We start from the raw sequence: 16,338 nt of genomic DNA, 5'->3' as shown, positions 1-16,338 counted from the left end.
TTGCTTCATTCCTCATTGACTTTTAGTTTACACAAATTCATGATTACAACACGATACGTCAATTACAGGCAGATCCTGAACTTATCAGGTATTCACCTGCTCATCATATCCATCTGGTGTACCCTTATTGCCCTTGTCTTTTATTTTCTTGAATGGGAATGGATGATTATTCCATGGGTACCTGTTGCACTCATCGGTACAGCAGAAGCTTTCCTCGTAGGGTTTAAAAACAACCAGGCCTATGACAGGCTTTGGGAAGCCAGAAAAATATGGGGCGGAATCGTGAATTCCAGCCGTTCTTTTGCTGCAATGGTATATGCTTTTGATACTGAGCAAGAACATATAGGGATTTTCGACCTTGAGAAAAGGAGAAAAACCATCGTACACCGCCATATCGCATGGCTGTATGCGTTACGTGAACAGCTGCTTGTGCCTACGGAATGGGAACATATCAAGGCTGAAGAAACAGATCATTTTAAAAATATAGACCATAAGCGGAACAGGCTGATCAAAGCAGGATTTCCGGATTACAGCCGGACTTCCATTTTTCTTAATAAATACCTGTCCGAAGAAGAATCCGGACTGCAATCTACCTCTAAAAACTTTGCCACCTACCTGATTTCCCAACAAGCAAAAGACATCAATGAACTGAAAAACGACGGGATCATATCTGAATTCAACCAGATGCAGCTCCAGACCTGTCTCAATGAATTCTACGGTTTCCAGGGACAGGCGGAAAGGATTAAAAAATTCCCCTCTCCCCGCCAGTTTGCCAGTACGGCATTTATCTTCAATATTTTGTTCATTACCCTGCTTCCCTTAGGTCTGGTAAGCGAGTTTGCCAAACTTGGCGACTGGGGGATCTGGGTAAGCATTCCGTTCTGCATCATTGTAGGCTGGATTTACATCATCATGGAACTGGTTGGGGACTATTCGGAAAACCCTTTTGCAGGGCTTATGTTTGATATCCCTATGCTTTCGATCTGCCGGACGATAGAAATCGACCTGCTGCAGATGACCGGAGAAACCGAACTTCCTGATCCTGTTGCATCAAAGAACGGTGTATTGGTATAAATTAAAGCACTATAGCCGTGGTATTTTTAATCTCAGAAATCATGAATGAACTGTGAGTGCTTGCAATATGGTTCAGAGTGGTCAGTTTTGAAAGCATGAAGTTGCGGTAATCATCCATATCCCTTACCCCGATCTTTAAAATATAATCATAATCACCGCTTACATGGAAACATTCTGTCACTTCCTGCAGGTCCATGATTTCTTTTTCAAACTGCAGCACATATTCCTTTTTGTGCTGTGTCAGTTTCACATGGCAAAGAACAATAAAATCCCGGTTGATCTTATGCCGGTCCAGGATGGCGACATATTTTGCAATCACTCCTGCATTTTCAAGTTTCCTGATGCGCTCATATACAGCCGTAACCGATAGTCCGAGTTTATAAGCCAGTTCTTTGGTCGTCTGTTTGGAATCCTGCTGAAGAAAAAGAAGCAGGTTTCTGTCGATATCATCAAACCTCATAGATAATTTTTAAGTTAAAGTTTATATAATTCAAATATATTAAACATTTTTTCTACACTATTCAATTCTGTCCGTTTTATTTTCCGGATTATCACATTTGCATTGTAATATCTGCCGGAATACAGCAATTTTGAAAACAAAAAAAGTATGGAAAATTTCAATGCAGCAAACGAGATACAGGATCTGCAGTACTTCGGTGAATTCGGAGGAGTGAATCCGTCCATTTCAGATAGTTCAACCTATACTTTTCTTTCTGCGAAGACGATGTTCGATACCTTTGAAGGCAATGCAGAAGGATGTTACCTCTATTCAAGGCATTCGTCTCCTATGAACCTTTACCTTTCCCAGGCACTGGCTAAGCTTGAGAATACGGAAGCAGCTAATGTAACGGCCTCCGGGATGGGCGCTATTACCTCTGTGCTTATGCAGGTATGCAAAAACGGAGACCACATCATTTCCAGCAGAACCATTTACGGAGGAACCTACGCGTTCCTTAAAAACTTCTTCCCGAACTATGGCATAAAGACGACATTTACAGATATCAGCAATTTTGAGGCGATTGAAAACGCAATACAACCCAACACCAAAGTAATATATTGTGAAAGTGTAAGCAATCCCCTGCTGGAAGTAGCAGACCTGAGGACACTTTCAAAAATCTGTAAGAAGCACGGATTAAAACTCATTGTAGACAATACGTTTTCACCCCTTTCCATATCTCCTACATTGCTGGGAGCTGATATTGTCATCCATAGCCTTACCAAGTTCATTAACGGCAGCAGCGATACCGTTGGCGGCGTCTATTGCGGCACACAGGAATTTATTGATGATACAAAAAATGTCAACAGCGGAGCCTGCATGCTTCTGGGACCGACAATGGACAGCCTGCGTTCGTCAAGCATCCTGAAAAACCTCAGAACCCTGCACATCAGAATGAAACAGCACAGCTACAATGCACTGTACCTGGCAGAAAGGTTTGAACAGGACGGACTGAAAGTTTCTTATCCCGGACTGGAATCACACCGCAATCATACGCTTATGAAAAGCATGATGCAGCAGGAATACGGTTTTGGTGGCTTACTGACCATCGATGCCGGAACGACTGAAAAAGCCAATGAACTGATGGAACTGATGCAGCAGGAAAACTTAGGCTACCTTGCCGTAAGCTTAGGATTTTACAAAACTTTATTCTCATGTTCCGGAAGCTCGACATCATCCGAGATTCCGGAAGAAGAAAGAATTGCGATGGGCATTTCCGACGGGCTCATCAGGTTCTCCATCGGTCTTGATCATGATATTGAACGCACATACAGAAAAATGAAGGACTGCATGTTTAGGACAGGCGTCCTCAGCCATGAAACCATTTCCATATCCTAATTTTATGTTTTAAAGCTGTTGTGAATGCAACAGCTTTATTTTTTTAGGATCAATACAGATGATAATTCTCCAGGATTTGTCATGACCTTAAAGAGTCAGATTGCTCTTGGAAAAGTAACAGGCAATGGGTTAAGATTTCTTATGAAAATGGGTAGGAAAGGCCTCTTCCGGCTTCATTTTTAAGACATTCAGTAAAACCCACGATTTCAGGAAACCGTATCCGTACGAAAACATCTGGATGTAGGTAGAAATTACCGCCATGCCTGCAATGCTGATATTTCCGGTCACGAAAAGAGCATGGAACAGTACCATAAATGTGTACAGGCCATACAGTGAAAGGATAATTCCTTTTCCCATTAAAAAATACTCCAGGAAGCCCATCAGATAGCCTAATAAAAACAGGCTAGGAAAGGCAAAAGATATTTTCACATAATCCGGATGCCTTTGATTAAGGATAGGCCTTGCGCAGCCGAATTGGTACACCTGCTTGGAAAACTTACCGAAATCTACCCTTCGTTTATGATATACGGCAATATCATCAAAAAAAGCAGTGGTGTATCCGTGTTCCCAAAGTGTCATGGAAAGGTCCGGATCCTCCCCTATCCGCATTTCCGAAAACCCGCCTACAGCATTAAATGCTTCTTTTCTGACACCCATGTTAAAACTCCTGGGCTGGAATTTTGAAACCGCTTTTTTATTCCCGCGGATTCCGCCGGTGGTAAATACCGAGGTCATTGAATAGGAAATGGCTTTCTGCATCAGATTGAATCCTTTGTGTGCTTTATCTGCTCCTCCAAACGCATCACAGGGTATCATCTGAATATCTTTCTTAATGTTCGCAATATAATCCTGCTCTACAATGACGTCACTGTCTACAAAAACCAGCCATTCATGCTGTGCCCTGTACGCACCGTAATTCCTGGATAATCCAGGCCCTGAATTGTCTTTCCGGAAATACCGGATATTCAGCATTTCTTTAAAACGCGAAACAGTGGGCTTCAGATCGATAAAAGACCCGTCATCCACAATGATCACTTCAAACTCATGGTCAGTCTGATGGGATAATGAATTCAAAAGCTCAAAAAGCTCATCTTTACGGTTGAAAATCGCGACAATAACGGAAAGGGTAGGTTTCAAATCTGAAAATTTTTCAAAATTACTTATTCATGAATGAATGCGCAAACATGCAGGATGATAATTAAACGGGAAGCATGAAAAATTAGTACACAAAATAATGTAATCCAGGATTATTACCATCTATGTTACTGCAGAAACCAATCCGATTTAAAGTACAGGCAAAATCCCAATGAAATAAAAGATAGCATCATTGACCCACTAAAGAGCAACCACTGAAAAACACTGGTAAAATAATATCTCCCCCTCAAGTAGAGGATAAAAAATACAGTACAGGAAACAGCGATACCTATCAGACTGATTATAAATAATGTCCGGATAGAATATATTTCCGGCAAAGGATCTTTAAGCACCAGAACAATCAATACAGCAGAAATCAATATAAACAGTACGCTCATGATTTCTTTAAAGTATCGCGGTTTTTTCTCTGGATACTCTTCATCACGAACAGGCCCGGATGATGATGAAGTATTACCCAGCAAATTCAGGAAATCGGAAAAAAAACTTAAAGCGTCGAAAAAGTCAAAAGGCATACAATCAGTTTATAGCAAAAATAAAAAAATATTCCATGAGGAATTGATATAAACTTCAGTCCATAAAAAGGCCTTCCAGAAGGAAGGCCATATGATCAGTTTTCCAGCTTATGCACTTTCTTCGTTCCCTCGTACATTTCATACTGAAGAAAACGGGTCTCCAGTTTTCCGTTGAAAAGCTTGATTTTCCTTGAAGGCCGAAGGCCTATTTTCTTTACCGCTTCAAGGTCTGAGGAAATAAGCCAGGCCAGGGTATTGGGATAGCTGGTTTTAAAGGTATCCCCTATTTTTTTGTAGAAGTCATCATCATTAATGGAGATCCGCTCATCGTAAGGCGGATTGAATACCATCAGCAAAGGGAATAGGTCTTTTTTGGAGTCGAAGAAGTTCTGTTTACGTACTTCAATCACGTCTTCCATTTCAGCAGCTTCAATATTGATCCTCGCTGCATTCAGCATTCTGGCATCAATATCATAGCCCACAATCTTACCGGTAAATTCCCGAACTCTGTTTACCCTGAATTCTTTTATTTTTGCAAACAGCTCGGCATCATAATTTTTCCAGTTCTGGAATGCAAATCCTCTTCTGAAAATCTGTGCCGGAAGGTCCATCGCAATCATCGCCGCTTCTATCAGCAGGGTTCCAGAACCGCACATAGGATCAAGGAAATTGCCTTTTCCGTCCCAGCCGGCCAGATGAAGCATTCCGCTTGCGAGCACTTCATTGATCGGAGCCTCTCCCTGCTCTTTCCTGTAGCCTCTTTTAAACAGGGCATCCCCGGAAGAATCCAGAGAAATGGTCACGAGTTCGCGGTCGATATGAAGATGAAACTTAATATCCGGATGTTTGGTTTCTACATTCGGGCGCCTTTTAAACTTTTCCTGGAAATAATCTACGATAGCATCTTTCATTTTCAGCGTTACAAACTGTGAGTGCTTGAACGTTTCTGAATTTACCGTTGAATCAATGGCAAATGACTGTTCCACATCCATAAACTCTTCCCAGTTGAATTTAAACAGCCGGTCATAAAACTGATGCTGGTTGAAAGCTTTGAATTCATGAATCGGAACTAAAATTTTTAAAGCTGTCCTCGCAGAATAATTGATTTTATAAAGAAAGCCAAGATCACCTTCACAATTGACTGCCCGGTTCTTTACCTCCACTTTCCTTCCTCCCAGCTTTTTTATTTCTTCCGCTAAAATCTGCTCAAGCCCGAAAAACGTTTTGATCTGAATCTGTAAATTCTCTGTATCCATATATAATTGATTAAAGGATTTAAAGATTTAAAAATTAAAAGATTACCTCTTTAGCCGGCGGCCGGGAAAGTTCTTCCGGCGTTCCATAATTTAAATACTTTGCCTTTAACCGCACAAATTTAGTTATTTTTGCATTATGGAATGGTTTGAATCTTGGTTTGATACCCCTTATTATCATTTATTATACAGCAACAGAGACTATACCGAGGCAGAAAGCTTCATTAAAGCGCTTACATCGGAGCTTCATCTTCCGCCCGGATCCAGGATTATTGACCTTGCCTGCGGCAAAGGCAGACATTCCGTATTCCTGAATAAACTCGGCTATGATGTCCTTGGACTGGACCTGTCCAGACAGAGTATCGAGCATGACAAACAATTTGAGAACCAGACACTGCTGTTCAATGTTCATGATATGCGAAGCCCTATTGAGGCCGATCCTATGGACGCCGTATTCAATCTTTTTACGAGTTTTGGATATTTTGAATCTGAAGCTGATGACAAAAAAGTTTTCAAATCCGTTTATGATGCCCTTAAACCCGGTGGTTTTTTCGTTTTGGATTACCTGAACGAAAGCTTTGTAAAAAATACGATGGTACCGGAATCCATTGTGAAACGAGATGATATCGAATTTAGAATTCAAAAGAAAATAGAAGGAAGGTATATCATTAAAGATATCCGTTTCGAAGCAGACGGCAATCCGTATCATTTTTTTGAGAAAGTGAAGCTCCATACTCCTGAAACCATCCTTCTTTATGCTGAGGAATGCGGTTTTGAACGGATTAAAATATGGGGGGATTATCAGTTGAGCGCATTTGACCGCAACAGTTCTCCCCGCTGCATTAATTTATTTAGAAAAAAAGGATGATAACGGTTCTTTTACTGGTTATGAGCGTGCTTGCAGGCATACTGCTGGGCAAATATTTCGGAAGGAGGCAGAAGCTGGCTAAAAATCTGCTGATTTTAAGCGCAGGCTTCCTGATTACGGTCTGCCTGAACGAAGTATTTCCTCAGGTGTACAGTTCAGGAGCCGGAAGCGGGCTTGGGATATTCGTTATTGCCGGTGTGCTGCTTCAGATGATTCTTGAGGCGCTGACCAAAGGTTTTGAACACGGACATTTCCATCATCACAACGAGCATCAGATTCTTCCGGTGGCACTGATGGTAGGGCTTTTCATCCATGCTTTTATTGAGGGGATTCCTTTGGCAAACGAAGAAGAAACCTTTTCGCCGTATCTGTTAGGAATTGTTTTTCATAACCTTCCTATATCATTTATTCTGGGGGCTTTCTTATTCAACAGGAAAGGAGAATCAAGAAGTTCCGCATCTTATCCTTCTTTACTGATTATTGCATTGTTTGTCCTTGCTTCGCCCCTGGGGATGCTACTGGGCAATTATTTCAATCCTGACCTGCAGCCTTATTTTCTGGCCATTGTAGGGGGTATATTCCTGCACATCTCATCTGTGATCATTTTTGAAAGCAATAAGAACCATAATATCGACTGGCTCAAAATCGGGCTGGTGATCCTGGGGGTTTCCCTGGCCCTGGTGATGCACCTCTTTCATCATCATGCACATTAAATAAAAGTGGTGTTATTATCATAATAAAAAAGTTCCGGATCATTGCTGATCCGGAACTTTTTTATATTTCTTAATGTAATGGCCAATCAAATTAAAACTTCCATCCGAAAGTGATAAAGAAATTGTTTCTTACATTTTTTACATCTGAAACGATGTAAGAATCACTGGCAATCAGGTTATTTGATGAATAATACCCGTCTTCATATGTCGCATCAACCAGGCCTCTCATAAACGGATTGGTATATTTTGAAGTCACATTCTGGTAGGAAGCATCAATATAAAATGATCTGAAATCATATCCAAGACCGAATGACAAAGCATTTCTGTTGTTAAGCATCAGATTATCATAAGACGCATTCGTATTTACAGAACCGTCATTTCTGAATGCATTGACAGTAAGTGCATCGAAAGGATTGGATGTGTAAGCATATCCTCCTCTCAGCCTGAACTGTTTTACCCTGTACTCAGCACCTGCCCTTACTTCAGAGACATTCTTATAATTGTCTTTGAAGAAAGCATTCAGGTCTTCCTCTGCCGCACCATAAGTCTTATACTTTGGCGTAGTAAGGCCTAAGCTGTAATCCACATTCAGGGAAAAACTTTTGCTCGCAATGAAAGCTGCACTCACGGTCGCTTTAAGCGGGGAAGTGAATTTTCTGTTTTCAACTGCCGAATCATCTCCGTATTGAGCATCATTATAGAAATTATAACCCCGGTCGATATCCCAGAATGTAGGGGTTTCGATGGCTGCTCCCAGACGGAAATTCGGGCTTACTTTCCCGATCACTCCGACAGATGCGGAGAATCCGTTTCCTCTTTCTGAGAACGGCGTATTCTGTTTGCTAAAATATTCTGAAGATCCGTTCTGCAAAGAATTAAAGATAGCCGTGTCCGACTGGTCAATATTGGCATTGAAGAAATTCAGTCCCATCCCCAGATACAGGTTATGGTTGTAATTGGCTCCTACACCGATGCTTGTTTTAGTCAAATAACCGTAACGGTCATAGGCATGTCCCCCGAATGATGAACTTCGGGTACCGGCAGCATCAAACTCATACACAATATTGCTGTTTCCGGGAGTCTGAACATAATTTTCTACGGACTGGCTTGAAAAATTAACCCCAAGGTTAACAAACTTCCATGGACTCTCGGGCCTCATCTGGAAAGTCATTACGGCACCTACATTTCCAAGATCTCCCTTGTTGATGCGGTATTCGAATGACGAACCTCCCAAAGAGGATGTATTCTTATTGTTGGTAAGTGACAAAGTTCCTGACATTTCTCCTGAGATCGCAACCCCCAAACCTGCAGGGTTAGTCAGTAGAGAGTTCGCATCACCTCCAAGGGCGCCATTGGAACCTGCCATCGCGTTAAATTTAGCAGAACCTATATTAGGAGATCCTGAATAGATTTCTGCCGTATTTCTGATTACAGAAACGTCCTGAGCCTGCGCAAAAAATGCTGCAGAAATGCTCATGATTGCTAAAGACTTTTTTAACATTATTTTTTATAATAGTTATTAATTGATTATCTGCCACCTCGGAATCCACCGCCGCCGCCGCCGGATCTGAATCCGCCGCCGCCAACAGAACCGCCGCCTCTGAAGCCACCGCCTCCTGAATTGAAGCCTCCACCGCTGTTAGAACGGAAACCACCGTCGTTTCTGTACGTTGGCTGATTATACGTAGGATTACTTCGGTAACCGCCGGACTGGTTTCTGAAACCGCTGTTCATATTGCCCTGCTGCCTGAAACCGCCCATAGTATTCGAGTTCCTGAAGCCACCATTGGAAGAATTCCTGAACCCTCCGTTAGAGTTTCTGAATCCGCTGTTGGAATTAGAGTTTCTGAAACCTCCGGTATTACTTCTGAATCCGGAAGCCCCGCCGTATTTATTAAATCCTGTCCCGCTGTTGGCACCATTGATAAATCCTCTGCCGCCTGAGCCGCTTCTTCTGTAAAGAGGTGCATTATAGTAACCGCCCCAATAGCCGTTACCCCATCCTCCGTAAGGATATCCGTATCCATAGCCATAGAATCCTCCGCCCCAATAAGGGTCATATCCCCAAAACGGAGAATACCCGAAGTTCCAGTACGGGTTGTATCCCCAGGCACCTCCCCAGCCCCAGGAAAGACCTATGCCCATTCCCCAGCCCCGGTTCATGCCCCAATACGGACTATAGCCGCCATACCATCCCCAAGGATAGCCCCAGCCACCCCATGAATTATCGTAATAATTCATTTCGGTACCGGCAAATGACCCCCAGTCGGAGTCTGTAGCAGCACCATTCCATGTGTTACCGCTCCAGGCGTTGTATTTCTGGTCCTGTGCTTTGGAATTCATCTCTGCATTCTGGATTACATTGGAATCATCCTGGTAGTAATCATAATATTCTCCTACCCTGTTGCCTTCACTGTTAATAATCACACCTTCAGGCAATGTATCTTTATTAGGATCGTAATAGACCCCGTCTGTCTCACTGTAGCCCCCCATCTGTGCTCCGCAGGAAACCAGCAACAGTGCGCCGGAAACAGCCAAAACCCCTTTGGATTTCAGCATGCCCAGCAATTTTTTATGTATATTTCCTTTCATGATAACGAAAAAATTTTCAATTTAAATTATATTTGCAAATGGTACCAAAAATATACCAAACAACGGCAATAAAATCCATCAAAAATAGATTTTTATTTTTAGATAACAATAACATAAAAAAGTTAAAAAATTAAAAAAAATAATGGCAAAATTAACCTCAAGAAGCGAAGATTACAGCAAGTGGTATAATGAGTTGGTTGTAAAAGCCGACCTGGCTGAAAATTCAGGTGTGCGGGGATGTATGGTGATTAAACCATACGGATATGCAATCTGGGAAAAGATGCGTGATGAATTGGACAGGAAGTTCAAGGAAACCGGTCACGTCAATGCTTACTTCCCACTTTTCGTACCCAAAAGCTTGTTTGAGGCAGAAGAAAAAAATGCCGAAGGATTCGCCAAGGAATGTGCAGTGGTAACCCACTACAGGCTGAAAACCGATCCGGACAATCCCCATAAACTGATCGTGGATCCGGATGCCAAGCTTGAAGAAGAGCTTATCGTGCGCCCTACTTCCGAAGCGATCATCTGGAATACGTACAAAAACTGGATCCAGTCTTACCGTGACCTGCCGATCCTGATTAACCAGTGGGCCAATGTAGTGCGCTGGGAAATGAGGACGCGTCTTTTCCTCAGGACGGCTGAATTCCTATGGCAGGAAGGACACACTGCTCACGCGACTAAAGAAGAAGCAATTGAAGAAACAGAAAAGATGATTGATGTGTATGCAGACTTTTCAGAAAACTTCATGGCCATACCGGTGGTAAAAGGTTTAAAAACCCCTTCAGAAAGGTTTGCCGGTGCAGACGAGACTTACTGTATTGAAGCGCTGATGCAGGATGGCAAAGCCCTTCAGGCCGGGACTTCCCATTTCCTTGGGCAGAATTTCGCCAAGGCTTTTGATGTGAAGTTTACAAATAAAGAAGGAAAGATCGAACATGCATGGGCTACATCATGGGGAACCTCCACCCGTCTGATGGGGGCACTGATCATGACGCATTCAGATGATTTCGGACTGGTACTTCCTCCTACGCTGGCACCAATCCAGGTGGTTATTGTTCCTATCTTCAAAGGCGAGGAACAGCTCAACCAGATCAGTGAAGTGGCACTTGATATACAGGCAAAACTTAGAGCCAAAGGTATTTCCGTGAAATTTGATCATGATACCCAGAATAAACCGGGATGGAAATTTGCAGAATATGAACTGAAAGGGGTTCCTGTTAGAATCGCGATGGGACCAAGGGACCTTGAAAACAAATCGGTGGAAATTGCCAGAAGAGATAACCTTACGAAAGAAGTCCGTTCTATTGAGGGAATCGATGTATACATAGAAGAATTACTGAAGACAATTCAGAAAGACATCTATGCCAAAGCGTTCAATTTCAGGAAAGAACATGTAACCAAAGTAGATACCTACGAAGAATTCAAAGCGGTGCTGGAAGAAAAAGGAGGCTTTATCTATGCTCATTGGGACGGTACTCCAGAAGAGGAGGAACAGATCAAGGAAGAAACCAAGGCCACTATCCGATGCATACCTTTGGATGACGATGTGGAAGAAGGAATTTCTCTTGTTTCCGGAAACCCTTCGAAAAGACGTGTACTGTTCGCAAAAGCATACTAATTTCCGCTAACTTTATATCCGTTTCTCACCGGTCCGGATATAAATAATCGGAAAAAAAATGACATTTAGAGATTTTTTTATTTAAATTTATATAACATTAATCTCAAAAATAAATTATTATGTCTCTAAATGTCATTGATCTAATCAAAGGGCAACTGGGTCCTGCATTAGTCTCCCAGGCGGCTTCCCAATACGGGGAAAGCGAATCCGGTATTTCAAAAGCCATTGGCGGTTTCCTTCCTGTTGTGGTAGGCGGACTGGCCAATCATTCGGATGATCCCAAAGTACTTGACCATTTATCCAATCCGGCTTCCGGCAATTTGCTGGGCAATCTGTCCGGAGAAGCTTCAGGCCATTCTGTACTTTCAGACCTGTTATCCTCTATTTTCGGGGATAAGGTAAACGGACTGGTAAATACCATTGCCACCTATTCCGGTGTAAGCAATAACACTTCCCACTCTATCCTGAATCTTGTAGCAGCAGCTGCTGTAGGAGCCATTGCAAAATATGCGACTGACCAGAACCTTGACCGTTCGGGCATCACCGCATTGCTGAACGACCAGAAAAGCACCGTTTCCACTCTTATGCCTGCCGGATTATCCCTGGCCTCATTAGGAATGGACAACTGGAATATCAGATATAAGTTTGACAACGACCAGGACCAGATCAAAACCCCTCACCATGAGCCTAAAATAGAAGTCACTAAAAGCATATCTTCCGAAGGAACAAATCCGGACAGGAATACGCATGACGGCGGAGGATCAATCTGGAAATGGCTCCTTCCTCTTCTGCTTTTGATCGCAGCTGCCTATTTCATATGGAAGCAGTGTGAAAAGAAGGAAACAACCACGACGACTACAGTATCGGATTCCGGTACGGTAAAGACCGATACCATGACCGCTGCTTCCGGAGCAAGCAGCATAAGTACTGCGGCATCAGCTTCCAGGACCGATGAAGATATCGACCTGAACGGAACTGCACTGAAGGGATACAAAGGTGGAATGGAAGACAGAATGATTGCTTTCCTGAAATCCGGAGGGTATAAAGATGCGAAGGACGATGCGGCATTAAAGGATACCTGGTACGATTTTGACCATGTAAATTTTAAAATGGGAAGTTCTGACCAACTGGAAGCAGGATCCGAAGGTCAGCTTCAGAACCTGGTAGCCATCCTAAAAGCGTATCCGGAAGCTAAAATAAAAATCGGAGGGTATACGGATAAAACCGGAAATGAAGCACTAAACCTGAAGCTTTCAAAAGCCAGAGCTGTTTTTATCAAAGACTGGTTATCTAAACAAGGCGTTTCCTCTCAGGTACTGGATGCAGAAGGCTACGGCAGCCAGTTTGCCAAAGTTGACGCGGGTGCTTCAGATGCTGAAAGAGCTACAGACCGAAGAATGTCTGTTAGGTTTGCCAAATAATTAACGATCAAAATATTGATACTGTCCCGGAATGATTTTCCGGGATTTTTTTGGCTTAAGTTTTGTATTTATATTTATTTAATTAAATTTGTTAGCCATTTCTAACAATCATGAGTCCGAATTTGAAAAACGCCTGGAGGAAAGACAAGACGCTCCATTCCTTGCCTGAAGTATATTCATCTGTAAAAATACCTGAAAACGCCGGTTTCTGGAAGAAATACCTTGCCTTTGCCGGTCCGGGCCTTATGGTAGCCGTAGGGTATATGGACCCGGGAAACTGGGCTACCGATATTGCAGGAGGCGCCCAGTTTGGGTACACTCTTCTCTCAGTTGTCCTGATATCAAATATTTTCGCGATGGTATTGCAGCACCTCTCCGTAAAGCTTGGTGTAGTGGCTGAACGTGACCTCGCGCAGGCCTGCAGGGACCACTTCAGCCCTGCCACGAATTTTATCCTATGGATATTCTGTGAGATTGCCATTGCAGCCTGTGACCTTGCAGAAGTCATAGGCTCTGCCATAGCCCTGAATCTGCTGTTCCATATTCCGCTGACCTGGGGTATCGTCATCACAACGGTGGATGTTTTATTCATTCTTCTGTTGCAAGCCAAAGGCTTCAGGTGGATCGAAAGCATTGTAGGCGGACTTATCTTTATCATCCTGGCTTGTTTCCTGTATGAGATTATTATTTCCAGACCCGATATCAATGAGATTCTGGGCGGACTGGTTCCTCAGAAGGAAATCATCCAGAATCCTTCGATGCTGTATATTGCGATCGGAATTCTCGGCGCAACGGTGATGCCGCATAATCTCTATCTTCACAGCAGTATTGTACAGACCAGGGATTATAAACGGACCAGAGAAGGAAAAAAGGAAGCAATAAAATTTGCTACGCTGGACAGTACCGTCTCGCTTATGCTGGCATTTTTCATTAACGGTGCTATATTGATCCTGGCAGCTGCCACCTTCCATGTTTCAGGGAACAAAGATGTGGCAGACATTCACGATGCGTACAAGATGCTTACTCCTATCTTGGGGGCATCCATGGCGAGCATCGCCTTCGCAATTGCATTACTGGCATCCGGGCAGAATTCTACACTTACAGGCACACTGGCCGGACAGATTGTTATGGAAGGTTTTCTGAACATCCGTCTTAAACCGTGGCTGAGAAGGCTGATCACCCGCCTTATCGCTGTGATACCGGCTCTTATCGTTACTATTATTTCAGGTGAAAAAGGAACCACTGACCTTTTGGTACTGAGCCAGGTCATCCTCTCCATGCAGCTGAGCTTTGCGGTTGTTCCCCTTGTTATGTTTACCAGTGACAAGGCCAAGATGGGCGAATTCGTGAACAAACCCTGGATGAAGGTTTGTGTATGGATCATTTCGTTCATCATCATTGTACTGAACCTGTACCTCCTGTACCAGACTTTTTCAGACCATTAAACGTAGTGCTGGTTTTAATTTCTATTTCGTTGCGGCATTTCCTTTCTGACTTAATGTCCATATTTTTTCCTTTGGCAGAATGTTTGTCAAAACCTATGGAAAATAAATATTGAATTATGGAAAATCAGGATATCAACGAAGAAAACATCAATAATCAGGAGGAGAACAATACCCAGAACCCATCGTCTTCAGAAGACAATGTGACAGCTAAACCGACTGCTGAGGAACTTTTGGCAGAGGAGAAAGACCGTTACATGAGGTTGTATGCAGAATTTGAAAATTATAAGAAGAGGACAACCAAAGAAAAAATGGAGTTCTTCCAGTTTGCCAATCAGGAAATGATGGTTTCTATGCTGGGTGTCCTAGATGATTTTGAAAGGGCACTGAAGGAGATTGCCAAAAACGGTAACCCTTCGGATATACAGGGTGTGGAACTGATCTATCAGAAATTCAAGAATAAACTGACTGAGAAAGGGCTTAAAGCAATGGAAGTAAAAGCAGGAGACAGCTTTAATGTGGATTTCCATGAAGCCATTACCCAGATTCCGGCTCCTTCAGAAGACCTGAAAGGTAAAATCGTAGATGTTGTGGAAACGGGATATACCCTGAATGACAAGGTAATCCGTTTTGCTAAAGTAGTTACAGGAAATTAATCATAAGCAATAAGTAATGGGTAATAAGCAATTCTGATATTACTCATTATTCATTACGAATTACTCATATATTAAAGATGTCAAAAAGAGATTATTACGAGGTTCTGGAGATCAGCAAATCTGCATCGGCCGATGAAATAAAAAAAGCCTACCGTAAAATGGCCATCAAATACCATCCGGATAAAAATCCGGGTGATAAGGAAGCCGAGGAAAAATTCAAGGAAGCTGCAGAAGCGTACGAAGTGCTGAGCGATGATCAGAAACGATCCAGATATGACCAATTCGGCCATGCCGGTGTAGGCGGGAACGGTGGTTTCGGTGGCGGTGGCTTCGGCGGCGGAATGAATATGGAAGACATATTCAGCCAGTTCGGAGATATCTTCGGCGGCGGATTCGGTGGTTTCGGCGGTGGTGGCGGAGGACGCCAGCAGGTGAAAGGTTCCAACCTGAGAATCAGAATTAAACTGAATCTCGATGAAATGGTAAACGGAACCCAGAAGACCATCAAGGTAAAGAAAATGAAGACGGCTGAAGGAGCCACTTCAAAAACCTGTCCTACCTGTGGCGGTTCAGGGGTACAGCTGAAGGTAATGAATACCATGTTCGGCCAGATGCAAACCCAGACTACCTGCGGAACCTGTCAGGGAATCGGTAAGGTAGCCGATAAAATCCCTGCCGGGGCCAATGCACAGGGGTTGATCAAAGACGAAGAAGAAGTAACCATCAATATTCCTGCAGGGGCCAGAGACGGGATCCAGCTCAATGTAAGAGGAAAAGGGAATGATGCCCCTTTCGGAGGAATTCCGGGAGACCTGCTGGTGATTATCGAAGAGGAAGTGGACCAGACCATCAAAAGAGAAGGAGACAACCTTCATCAGGAGTTGTACATTTCTTTTGCAGAGGCTGCATTAGGTACTAAAAAAGAAGTATCTACCGTAGGTGGAAAGGTGAAGATCACCATTGATCCGGGTACACAATCCGGAAAAATCCTCAGACTTGCCGGAAAGGGACTTCCAAGTATCGACAGCTACGGAAAAGGCGATATGTTTATCCACATCAATGTATGGACCCCTCAGAAGCTGACCAAAGACCAAAAGGATTTCTTCGAGAAGCAGATGAGCAGCGGAGAAATGGTGGCAGAACCGTCCGGAAAAGAGAAAACATTTTTTGACAAGGTGAAAGACCTGTTCAACTAATCAT

The 16,338-nt window shown here is 43.1% G+C and carries 15 protein-coding genes; 9 read left to right on the top strand and 6 right to left on the bottom strand.

Going from position 1 to position 16,338, the window contains the following annotated elements:
• Positions 1-39 precede the first annotated feature (39 nt).
• Positions 40-1,074: a bestrophin family protein gene (locus CGB83_RS18375; protein WP_100077138.1), complete on the top strand. Its 1,035-nt coding sequence runs from the start codon at positions 40-42 to the stop codon at positions 1,072-1,074.
• A 1-nt stretch (position 1,075) separates the two neighbouring features.
• Here CGB83_RS18375 and CGB83_RS18370 read toward each other — a convergent pair whose 3' ends face one another.
• Positions 1,076-1,534, bottom strand: coding sequence for an Lrp/AsnC family transcriptional regulator (locus CGB83_RS18370; protein ID WP_100077137.1), 459 nt, complete (start codon positions 1,532-1,534; stop codon positions 1,076-1,078).
• A gap of 147 nt (positions 1,535-1,681) precedes the next feature.
• Here CGB83_RS18370 and CGB83_RS18365 point away from each other — a divergent pair, with 147 nt between their 5' ends.
• Positions 1,682-2,908 (top strand): aminotransferase class I/II-fold pyridoxal phosphate-dependent enzyme, encoded by a 1,227-nt coding sequence (locus CGB83_RS18365; RefSeq protein ID WP_100077136.1) that lies wholly within the window; start codon positions 1,682-1,684, stop codon positions 2,906-2,908.
• A gap of 129 nt (positions 2,909-3,037) precedes the next feature.
• Here CGB83_RS18365 and CGB83_RS18360 read toward each other — a convergent pair whose 3' ends face one another.
• The 3 genes from CGB83_RS18360 to CGB83_RS18350 form a co-directional block, all read right to left on the bottom strand.
• Positions 3,038-4,045 (bottom strand): glycosyltransferase family 2 protein, encoded by a 1,008-nt coding sequence (locus CGB83_RS18360; RefSeq protein WP_100077135.1) that lies wholly within the window; start codon positions 4,043-4,045, stop codon positions 3,038-3,040.
• A gap of 125 nt (positions 4,046-4,170) precedes the next feature.
• Positions 4,171-4,575 (bottom strand): branched-chain amino acid ABC transporter substrate-binding protein, encoded by a 405-nt coding sequence (locus CGB83_RS18355; protein ID WP_100077134.1) that lies wholly within the window; start codon positions 4,573-4,575, stop codon positions 4,171-4,173.
• 95 nt (positions 4,576-4,670) lie between these two features.
• Positions 4,671-5,831: a THUMP domain-containing class I SAM-dependent RNA methyltransferase gene (locus tag CGB83_RS18350; RefSeq protein WP_100077133.1), complete on the bottom strand. Its 1,161-nt coding sequence runs from the start codon at positions 5,829-5,831 to the stop codon at positions 4,671-4,673.
• Between the two features lie 136 nt (positions 5,832-5,967).
• Here CGB83_RS18350 and CGB83_RS18345 point away from each other — a divergent pair, with 136 nt between their 5' ends.
• On the top strand, positions 5,968-6,696 hold the full coding sequence (locus tag CGB83_RS18345; RefSeq protein WP_100077132.1) for a class I SAM-dependent methyltransferase: 729 nt from the start codon (positions 5,968-5,970) through the stop codon (positions 6,694-6,696).
• Positions 6,696-7,409, top strand: coding sequence for a ZIP family metal transporter (locus tag CGB83_RS18340; RefSeq protein WP_100077658.1), 714 nt, complete (start codon positions 6,696-6,698; stop codon positions 7,407-7,409). Before CGB83_RS18345 ends, CGB83_RS18340 begins: the two co-directional genes overlap by 1 nt.
• A 91-nt stretch (positions 7,410-7,500) precedes the next feature.
• On the opposite strand, the gene CGB83_RS18335 is transcribed toward CGB83_RS18340, so the two are convergent.
• Both CGB83_RS18335 and CGB83_RS20620 read right to left on the bottom strand, forming a co-directional pair.
• Positions 7,501-8,886 carry an OmpP1/FadL family transporter gene (locus CGB83_RS18335; RefSeq protein ID WP_100077131.1) on the bottom strand — a complete coding sequence of 462 codons (1,386 nt, stop codon included), beginning with the start codon at positions 8,884-8,886 and terminating at the stop codon, positions 7,501-7,503.
• A 50-nt stretch (positions 8,887-8,936) separates the two neighbouring features.
• Positions 8,937-10,001 carry a prolyl-tRNA synthetase gene (locus tag CGB83_RS20620; protein WP_100077130.1) on the bottom strand — a complete coding sequence of 355 codons (1,065 nt, stop codon included), beginning with the start codon at positions 9,999-10,001 and terminating at the stop codon, positions 8,937-8,939.
• A gap of 142 nt (positions 10,002-10,143) precedes the next feature.
• On the opposite strand from CGB83_RS20620, the gene proS reads away from it, so the two are divergent.
• From proS to dnaJ, 5 genes are all read left to right on the top strand, one after another.
• The gene (gene proS / locus CGB83_RS18325; RefSeq protein ID WP_100077129.1) at positions 10,144-11,619 is read left to right on the top strand and encodes a proline--tRNA ligase; all 1,476 of its coding nucleotides are present in this window, start codon (positions 10,144-10,146) and stop codon (positions 11,617-11,619) included.
• Between the two features lie 119 nt (positions 11,620-11,738).
• A complete protein-coding gene (locus CGB83_RS18320; protein ID WP_100077128.1) occupies positions 11,739-13,040 on the top strand; it encodes an OmpA family protein in 1,302 nt (433 codons plus the stop codon).
• A 110-nt stretch (positions 13,041-13,150) separates the two neighbouring features.
• Positions 13,151-14,485: an Nramp family divalent metal transporter gene (locus tag CGB83_RS18315; RefSeq protein WP_100077127.1), complete on the top strand. Its 1,335-nt coding sequence runs from the start codon at positions 13,151-13,153 to the stop codon at positions 14,483-14,485.
• A gap of 116 nt (positions 14,486-14,601) precedes the next feature.
• Positions 14,602-15,138: a nucleotide exchange factor GrpE gene (locus CGB83_RS18310; protein WP_100077126.1), complete on the top strand. Its 537-nt coding sequence runs from the start codon at positions 14,602-14,604 to the stop codon at positions 15,136-15,138.
• Positions 15,139-15,215: 77 nt separating this feature from the next.
• Positions 15,216-16,334 (top strand): molecular chaperone DnaJ, encoded by a 1,119-nt coding sequence (gene dnaJ / locus CGB83_RS18305; protein WP_100077125.1) that lies wholly within the window; start codon positions 15,216-15,218, stop codon positions 16,332-16,334.
• The last annotated feature ends 4 nt before the right edge of the window (positions 16,335-16,338 follow it).

The sequence above is a fragment of the Chryseobacterium camelliae genome, from assembly GCF_002770595.1.
In the GTDB taxonomy this organism is placed as follows: domain Bacteria; phylum Bacteroidota; class Bacteroidia; order Flavobacteriales; family Weeksellaceae; genus Chryseobacterium; species Chryseobacterium camelliae.
The sequence above is the reverse complement of the archived record's forward strand: the minus strand, read 5'-3'. Positions and strand labels throughout refer to the sequence as shown.

Excerpts from the sequence above, each read along its gene's own strand:
- CGB83_RS18375 (WP_100077138.1), top strand. The coding sequence starts at position 40 with ATGATTACAACACGATACGTCAATTACAGGCAGATCCTGAACTTATCA.
- CGB83_RS18370 (WP_100077137.1), bottom strand. The coding sequence starts at position 1,534 with ATGAGGTTTGATGATATCGACAGAAACCTGCTTCTTTTTCTTCAGCAG.
- CGB83_RS18365 (WP_100077136.1), top strand. The coding sequence starts at position 1,682 with ATGGAAAATTTCAATGCAGCAAACGAGATACAGGATCTGCAGTACTTC.
- CGB83_RS18355 (WP_100077134.1), bottom strand. The coding sequence starts at position 4,575 with ATGCCTTTTGACTTTTTCGACGCTTTAAGTTTTTTTTCCGATTTCCTG.
- CGB83_RS18350 (WP_100077133.1), bottom strand. The coding sequence starts at position 5,831 with ATGGATACAGAGAATTTACAGATTCAGATCAAAACGTTTTTCGGGCTT.
- CGB83_RS18345 (WP_100077132.1), top strand. The coding sequence starts at position 5,968 with ATGGAATGGTTTGAATCTTGGTTTGATACCCCTTATTATCATTTATTA.
- CGB83_RS18335 (WP_100077131.1), bottom strand. The coding sequence starts at position 8,886 with ATGAGCATTTCTGCAGCATTTTTTGCGCAGGCTCAGGACGTTTCTGTA.
- CGB83_RS20620 (WP_100077130.1), bottom strand. The coding sequence starts at position 10,001 with ATGAAAGGAAATATACATAAAAAATTGCTGGGCATGCTGAAATCCAAA.
- proS (WP_100077129.1), top strand. The coding sequence starts at position 10,144 with ATGGCAAAATTAACCTCAAGAAGCGAAGATTACAGCAAGTGGTATAAT.
- CGB83_RS18320 (WP_100077128.1), top strand. The coding sequence starts at position 11,739 with ATGTCTCTAAATGTCATTGATCTAATCAAAGGGCAACTGGGTCCTGCA.
- CGB83_RS18315 (WP_100077127.1), top strand. The coding sequence starts at position 13,151 with ATGAGTCCGAATTTGAAAAACGCCTGGAGGAAAGACAAGACGCTCCAT.
- CGB83_RS18310 (WP_100077126.1), top strand. The coding sequence starts at position 14,602 with ATGGAAAATCAGGATATCAACGAAGAAAACATCAATAATCAGGAGGAG.
- dnaJ (WP_100077125.1), top strand. The coding sequence starts at position 15,216 with ATGTCAAAAAGAGATTATTACGAGGTTCTGGAGATCAGCAAATCTGCA.